5 protein-coding genes are annotated in these 7,951 nt (G+C 61.4%); 4 read left to right on the top strand and 1 reads right to left on the bottom strand.

Annotated features, from left to right (window positions below; all coding sequences use genetic code 11):
* Positions 1 to 206 precede the first annotated feature (206 nt).
* Positions 207 to 641, bottom strand: a complete 435-nt coding sequence (locus ASC93_RS30195) for a very short patch repair endonuclease (protein ID WP_229412857.1) — start codon at positions 639 to 641, stop codon at positions 207 to 209.
* A gap of 45 nt (positions 642 to 686) precedes the next feature.
* Here ASC93_RS30195 and ASC93_RS23835 point away from each other — a divergent pair, with 45 nt between their 5' ends.
* The 4 genes from ASC93_RS23835 to ASC93_RS23820 all read left to right on the top strand — a co-directional run.
* The gene (locus ASC93_RS23835) at positions 687 to 2,261 is read left to right on the top strand and encodes a DNA cytosine methyltransferase (RefSeq protein WP_229412856.1); all 1,575 of its coding nucleotides are present in this window, start codon (positions 687 to 689) and stop codon (positions 2,259 to 2,261) included.
* A 158-nt stretch (positions 2,262 to 2,419) separates the two neighbouring features.
* On the top strand, positions 2,420 to 4,510 hold the full coding sequence (locus ASC93_RS23830) for a sigma-70 family RNA polymerase sigma factor (protein ID WP_056448475.1): 2,091 nt from the start codon (positions 2,420 to 2,422) through the stop codon (positions 4,508 to 4,510).
* A 14-nt stretch (positions 4,511 to 4,524) separates the two neighbouring features.
* Entirely contained in the window at positions 4,525 to 6,042 is a 1,518-nt protein-coding gene (gene mzaB, locus ASC93_RS23825; protein ID WP_229412855.1) for an MZA anti-phage system associated ATPase MzaB, read from the top strand.
* Positions 6,039 to 7,951 (top strand): Z1 domain-containing protein (locus tag ASC93_RS23820; protein ID WP_200958394.1); only part of this gene is annotated, 1,913 nt, incomplete at its 3' end. The genes mzaB and ASC93_RS23820, both read left to right, overlap by 4 nt.

Genomic DNA, 7,951 nt, shown 5'->3' with positions numbered 1-7,951 from the left:
TTGAAGACCGCGTGCCGCAGACTTAAACAAAGACTCGTTTACACAGAATCTGGTACACCCCCGCTATCTGCCACAGTTCACCTTACGTGCGTGACCGGGCCAGGCGCTGAAGAGTAGCCGTCAGAAAACGCTCACTTTCTACTGTCGATAAGCTCAAGGCGTTTGATTTGCTACACGAGCTCATGAAGAATGCATGGCTAAACTCGTCAGGATGGGGCGCTCCCTGCGCTCCCAGCGATATCACTGACGAGCTGCCGGAGCCTTTCGTCTGGAGCACGCCTGAGTTCGCACTCCCACACGACAATGACTTTCCAGCCTGCTGCACGGAGCAAATTTTCCTTGCGCGCATCGCGTTCGACGTTGCCATCGAACTTCAACTTCCAGCGCTCCGCATTGTTGGCAGGAGTTGTTGCAAATTTGCATCCTGCGTGCCGGTGCCAGAAGCAACCATGAACGAAAATGGCTACGCGATACTTGGGCAGCACTAGGTCGGGGGAGCCAGGGAGCTTGCGTGCGTGGAGACGGTAGCGGAATCCATGCGCATGCAGGTATTTACGGACGATCATCTCTGGCTGGGTGTCCTTGGAGCGGATACCTGTCATCATTCTTGACCGGGTTGCTGCATCGACTACATCCATAATTCCTGGTATCCTGTCGTCCACTGAAAATTTTTACGCAAGGCAAAGTTGTCCATCGAACCGCAGTCCCTTTCCTCGAAGGGCATTCCCATTGTTGATTTGTTTGCCGGACCCGGAGGCCTGGGGGAGGGCTTTTCGTCCGTCAAAGGTGACCCGTTCAGGATAATTGTATCGGCGGAAATGAATTCCTCGGCGCGCGCCACGCTACGCCTGCGGGCGTTCTACCGGATGCTCAAGCGCCATGGTGGGAATGCCCTTGATTCCTACTACCGCTACTGCAATGGCCAGGCCGAAGCGCCGTTCGACGATTCCAATCGCGAGCTCTGGGACGAATCCGGAGAAGAAGCGCGTCAGATCGAGCTGGGGACCGACAAAGGCAACGACGAGCTCGATGTCTGCATCAATGCGCACAAGCTCGGCCCTGAGTCCTCGTGGGTCCTGATCGGCGGCCCGCCATGTCAGGCTTACTCGGTTGTGGGGCGTGTACGTAACCGTGGCAAGGTCGAGTACAAGGCCGAGGACGACCACCGCCATTTCCTTTACAGGGAATACCTCCGCATCATCGAGAAATACCGCCCGGCGGTGTTCGTCATGGAAAACGTGAAGGGTATCCTGACCGCCTCCGTGGGTGGGAAGAGGATCTTCGATTCCATTCTGAAGGACTTGTCCGGCTGCGGCAACGGCTACCGGATTCATTCGATGAGCAGCGCGACGAGCTTCAATCCCGGGGACGATCCGAGGATGACCGATGTGCATGACTTCGTCATCAAGTCGGAGGAGCATGGCATTCCGCAGGCACGTCACCGGGTGATCCTGGTCGGGGTGCGAGAGGACATCAAGCTGGCGCCAGAGCAGCTCGAAAAATTGAAAGGCCCGTCCGTTCAGGAAGTGCTCGGTTCGCTGCCGCGCGTGCGCAGCGGAATCACGAAGGAGAAGGATTCGGACGAGCGCTGGGGCGAGGTGGTTGCGGGACATTTTTCACGCATGGCCCGTGAGGTCAGGGATGTGGAAAGTCATCGCAAGCTGCATGCCGAGCTGCAGGATGCCGCCAGCAATATTTCGCGCGGGCTTGGTACGGGGGGGCTGCGGCTCGGGCGGCAGGCCAACGACGGAGATTCCTCCAGTGTGCTCGGCGGCTGGTATCACGACGAGCGCTTGTCGGTCTGGCTGAACCATGACGCGCGCGGACACATGGCCAGCGACCTCCAGCGCTATGCCTTCGCGTCTGCCTGGACGAAAGCCTATGGGCGCTCGCCGAAAGGCCATGGCGAGTTTGCCCTGGAGGGACTGCGCCCCAATCACGAAAACTGGGAGTCGGGCAAGTTTTCCGATCGCTTTCGGGTCCAGGCCGGCCATCGCGTGTCGACCACGATCACGAGCCATATTTCCAAAGATGGCCACTACTTCATTCACTACGATCCGCGCCAGTGCCGGAGTCTGACAGTACGAGAGGCTGCTCGACTGCAGACCTTCCCTGACAATTATTTCTTCCAGGGAACTCGGACAGAGCAGTTTCATCAGGTGGGCAATGCGGTGCCGCCTCTACTGGCAAAGAAGATCGCCGACCTCGTGTTTGCGCTGCTGGAGGCTCATCGCGCTGGTACGCCTGGAAAAGTGCAATGAAACGCGCCAAGGCACCAGTACAAGAAAATTTCAGTTTTGCCAAGTGACGCGGATTCCATCAAGCTGTGATTATTGGGGAGTTTTGACAAGAGGCAAATAGTGGATAATGCCTCATTCTAATTTGGTTTTCTTCTGGTCAATATCCTCGTGGCAATGTGATGGCAGGACTGAGCGTTTTGGAAAACGCCGAACGGAAGCTCGGAGCGCTGTTCCGGCTGGCGATCAGATCCGGTGCGTCGGATGCTGTCGCGCTTCACATCCGGCGTGGCGAGCCGATCAATGGCCGCGATGGCGCCGGCCTGACGCCGCTGATGCTTGCAGCGGTCCACGGACAGGTCGATGTCGGCAGCAGACTGCTCGATGCCGGCGCCGATCCCTTTCTGACAAGTCCGGATGGGCGCACGGCCGGCGAACTGGCGGTCGAGCATGGCAACACCGCTGTTGCCGAGCTGCTTATCTTCCGGACGAACCCCCTTTCTCTGGTCGCTGCAGAGCCGGACTATCGCGGCGCTGACGCACTGCTCCATGAAGTCGCTGCGGCAGTACAGCCGGCCGAACCCGGTTCGTTGTCCGTAATGCCGGGGACGCAAGCAGAGGAGGGCGAATGCTCCATGACGGACGAATCAGCGGACGCGCTGAATGGATGGGTGGCGGACGAAGTCATCGTCGCGCCCCGCCACGACGAAGAGTGTGTTTCCTCGGCACAGAACGCGCAGCGAGTCATGTCGACGCATCGACGAGTCAGCGACGAGCTGGACTGGTCGGATGTCGAACTGGATCTTCCTGAAATTCAGATCCGGGCGCCGTCGATTTCGCTTGGCGACATGCCAGCTATCGAGGAGTTGATCGCCAATGGCATGGAGGCCGGCTTCGTCGGGCTGGACGAACTCTCGTGTGCACTGGAGACCGATTGCGGCTGGCAGATCGAGCGCGCTCAACTTGTGCTTGAGCGCATGCTGGATGATTTGGCGATCGCTTCCGGCCCTTGGGCGCCAGCGGGCCTTGCGCGCGCCGTCGCAGAGCCGGACATGCTCAAGGATGCGATCGAAGCATTGTATGCCGACATGCCGGAGCCGGCCGAGTCCAGCGTGGCGTATGCGGCGCGGGCAAGGAAGGGTGAACTCATCAAACGGGAGGACGAGGAGCGCATCGGACGGCACATGGACAGCGCGCTGGGCTCGCTCACCCGTGCGCTCGCATCCCTTCCCGAGGCTTTGTGGCAGCTTGCCTTTCCTGCCGACTCGCCGTCGGATGGTCTTGCTGCCGAAGAAGCCGACGAGCTTGAGGCGCCTGCGGACGAGACGCCAGACGATGATGCTGTCGAAGGAGAGAACCGGATCGACTTCGGCACGTACGTTGGGCTTGTCAGGGACGGCATGGCCGAATACGGTCGAGAAGCTCTGGTACCTCGCCCCCGGCCGCCGGAACTGAGCCGCCTGCTGGCGCTCCTGCCGGAAATGGCAGCTGACGCCGGTCATGCAGTGGCCAGTTCGGTAAGCGCCTATGAGAAAGCACGCGATCAGCTTGTCTGCGCGAACCTCCGTCTGGCGATGTCGATTGCGTATGGTTACCGCTACCGCGAACTCCCGCTCGAAGATCTCATCCAGGAAGCGAACTTCGGTCTCATGCGTGCGGCCGAAAAGTTCGACTTTCGCAGGGGTTTCAAGTTTTCTACCTACGCGACCGCCTGGATACGCCAGAGTGTCCTGCGCGCCCTCGCGGACACGGGGCGCTTGATTCGCGTGCCCGTTCATATGGTCGAGAAGATCAATCTGGTCGGTCGGACGCGCCGCGAGCTGGAGCATGGCCGCGAACGCCCGGTCGGGCATGACGAGATTGCGGAGCGGCTGTCCTTGTCGGCCGAAGCGGTGCGCCGCATCGTCCGGTCCGACCATGAAGTGCTTTCGCTGGAAGAGTGTGGTGGAAACAGCGCGCCCGGCACACCGGATCCGCTCGACATCGTCGATACCGAAGCCGATCCGTACGGCACCGTGTCCCGAGCGAGCCTGTCCGGCCTGATCGAGCGAATGCTGGCGGATTGCAAGGAAAAGGAGCGCGATGTGCTTGTGCTGCGCTTTGGTTTGGGCGGACTCGACAGCATGACGCTCGAGGAAATCGGACAGAAACTCGACGTCACCAGAGAACGCATCCGCCAGATCGAAGCGAAAGCGCTGACCCGATTCCGGCAATCCTCTCGACGCGACCAGCTGTTGCCGTTTGCCGGCGCCGCTTCGCTGTCCGACTACTGAAACTCCCGAACACCATGAACCAAGCCAAATTTCGCCATGCTCCGCCACGGGCTGCAGCGATGATGGAAGCCCTCCGAGGGCTGGGCTACAGCACCGCCACCGCGCTGGCGGACATCATCGACAACAGCATCGCTTCCGGCGCCGGAACCGTCGATCTGACCTTCTCATGGAACGGCAAGAACAGCCGCGTCCTGATCGAGGATGACGGCCGAGGCATGAGCGCCGACGAGCTCGATTCCGCCATGCGGCTCGGCGACAGGAATCCGCTGGACCGGCGCGCAGAGAACGATCTCGGGCGCTTCGGCCTGGGCTTGAAGACCGCGTCCTTTTCTCAATGTCGCCGGCTGACGGTGGCAAGCGCGGGCCCGAACGGCCTGCAGTGTCTGCGATGGGACCTGGACGTGCTGGCCGCAAGCAAGCAGAACGACTGGCAGCTTCTCGAAGGCCCGGACGACAGCGCAGCCGAACTGGTGGCGGACTTCGGTGCCCGCCGGCCGAACGGCACGCTTGTGGTCTGGGAGGTTCTGGACCGCATTGTCACGGACGGCTATCGGGACCAGGATTTCCTTGATCTGATCTGTCAGGTCGAGCGCCACCTTGCGATGGTATTCCACCGTTACCTCGAGGGGGCCCGGCCACAGCTGCGTATTCGTATCGCCGACAAGTCGATCGCTCCCTGGGACCCGTTCATGTCTGGGCACCCTGCAAAGCCTTGGCATTCGCCGGCTGCTTCGTTTCCTGCGATGCCCGGCGTTGAGGTGGAGTGCCACGTGCTACCGCACAAGGACCGTCTGAGCAAGAAGGAAGAAGAGTCAGCGCGCGGGCCGGAAGGCTGGACTGCACAGCAGGGATTCTATGTCTACCGCAACAAACGCCTGCTGGTGGCCGGCGGCTGGCTCGGCCTCGGGCAGGGGCGCGGATGGACCCAGGATGAAGCGCACCGGCTTGCGCGCATCCGCCTGGACATCCCCAACTCGGCCGACGCTGCCTGGAAGATCGACATTCGCAAGTCGACCGCCCGGCCCCCTGTCGAAATTCGGCAGTGGCTGGCGAAGCTGGCGGACGAGACGCGTACACGTGCACGGCGGACCTTTGCGTCCCGCGGTTACGTTCCACGGACCAGAAGTGGAGAACAGGTGAGCCAGGTATGGCAATCCCAGAAGTTCTCCGGCGGGATGCGCTACCGGATCGACACTGACCACCCTGCAGTGCGCGCCGTGCTGGACGACGCGAAGGGCCTGACGCCGCAAGTACTGGCCATGCTCAGGGTCATCGAAGAAACCGTGCCGGTCCAGCGCATCTGGATCGATACCGCCGAAAACCGGGAAACACCCCGCACCGGGTTCGCCGGCGAACCGCCCGCCGCCATCCTCGAAGTGCTGACGGTCATGTACAGGAACATGGTGCTGCTCAAGGGCATGTCGCCAGAACATGCGCGCAAGCGGCTCCTGCTGACCGAGCCATTTCAGAACCATCCCGAACTGGTGGCCTCGCTACCTGACGATCCAAGAGAACTGGAAAAGAAACAATGACACCACAGGGTGAAGCCAACAAGGCGAGCGTCATCAAGATTGTGCAGGAGCTGCTGTTCGACGAGCCCGACAAACGCGCGATCACAGCGGCGCTCATCTCCGAAAAGATCGGGCTCGCACTCATGATGAAGCCGGCCTGGGCCGTGGATCTGGACAGGGACGCCGTATCGGACGAACTGATCCGGCGCTTCAGCGTGTGGGTCGGCCAGGACACCTGGCTCGAGAACAACGAGGGCCACGTTCCCTGGCTGACTCCGCAAAGAAAGAAGGACTGGCGCTACTGGCAGCGCTATCGCGAAATGCAGGAGGCGCGTCTTCCCTGGGAGGCCGTGGACGGGCTCGACAAGTCGACGGACCGGATACTCGGTCAGCTGGAAGACCCCTTGCGAAAAGGGCCGTGGGATCGCCGCGGACTGGTGGTGGGGCACGTCCAGTCGGGCAAGACCGGCAGTTATACCGGCTTGATCTGCAAGGCAGCCGATGCCGGCTACAAGATCGTCATCGTGCTTGCGGGCCTGCACAACAATCTTCGCACCCAGACGCAGATGCGTCTGGACGAGGGCTTCCTCGGCTTCGAAACCAATCCGTCAGCCGAAGGCCTGCGCCAGATCGGTGTCGGAAAAATCGACCAGGATCCATCGATCCGGCCGAACTACGCGACCAACCGGACCGAGAAGGGCGACTTCATCGCCAGCAACGTGAGAAACCTGGGGGTATCGCCCGAAGCACTGCCATGGCTGTTCGTGGTCAAGAAGAACAAGACTGTGCTCAGCCGCTTGCTGCGCTGGATTCAGAACCATGTTGCCGACGCCAACGATCCCGAAACCAACCGCAAGATCGTGACGCATCTGCCGCTGCTGATCATCGACGATGAAGCCGACCACGCATCGGTGGACACCGGCGAGCAGTACTTCGACGCGGACGGCAAGGCAGACGAGGAGCACCAGCCGACGGCCATCAACGGGTTGATACGACGTATCCTGCACGCCTTCCATCGCAAGGCCTATGTAGGATACACGGCGACACCGTTCGCTAACATCTTCATCCACGAGCGCGGCGAAACGGCCGATGCCGGTCCCGACCTGTTCCCGGCGGCGTTCATCCACAACATCGGCGCGCCGTCGAATTACGTCGGTCCTGCCAGGGTCTTCGGCCTCAACACCGGGGACAAGCGGGAAGGAAGTCTGCCACTGGTGCGCGAGGTCGACGATCACTGTGCCCCGGACGGCAAATCGGGCTGGATGCCCACCAGCCACAAGAGTACGTGGGTGCCACCGAATCCGGACGAGACGGGTCTTCCGGCCTCACTGATCGAAGCGATCGATGCGTTCATCCTCGCCTGCGCCGCGCGTCATCTGCGCGGTCAGAAGGCGGAACACAGTTCGATGCTGGTGCACGTCACGCGCTTCAACGCGGTCCAAGTGGAAGTGCATCGGCGCGTCGAGGCTGTGGTGCGCGGCATTGAACAGCGTCTCTCGCGCAGGATCGCCCGCGAGCCGGTGCTGGCGAGGCTGGAAGCGCTGTGGGACCGGGATTTCGCCGCGACCACGGCGGAAATGGCCGAGACTCTGCCGGACGCCGGACCGTATCCGGCCGAGACGTGGGCACAGATCGCCGAAGTCCTGCCGAGCGTCGTCAGCGAAATCCATGTAAGGGTGATCAATGGCACCGCCGGCGATGTGCTCGACTACGCCGACGCAGCGGAGGGCCTGAAGGTCATCGCCGTTGGCGGCGACAAACTGGCGCGGGGACTAACTCTGGAAGGACTGTGCACAAGCTACTTCCTTCGTGCCTCGCGGATGTACGACACGCTGATGCAGATGGGCCGCTGGTTCGGCTATCGCCCCGGCTACCTCGACCTGTGCCGGTTATATACCACACCGGATCTGATCGAGTGGTTCGAGCACAT

Source organism: Massilia sp. Root335, from assembly GCF_001425685.1.
Taxonomy (GTDB): domain Bacteria; phylum Pseudomonadota; class Gammaproteobacteria; order Burkholderiales; family Burkholderiaceae_D; genus Telluria; species Telluria luteola.
Note: the sequence above shows the minus strand (reverse complement) of the source record. Positions and strands in the feature narration are given on the sequence as shown.

What these genes read in the sequence shown, in the direction of transcription:
- mzaB (WP_229412855.1), top strand. Translation starts at nt 4,525, where the DNA reads ATGAACCAAGCCAAATTTCGCCATGCTCCGCCACGGGCTGCAGCGATG.
- ASC93_RS23830 (WP_056448475.1), top strand. Translation starts at nt 2,420, where the DNA reads ATGGCAGGACTGAGCGTTTTGGAAAACGCCGAACGGAAGCTCGGAGCG.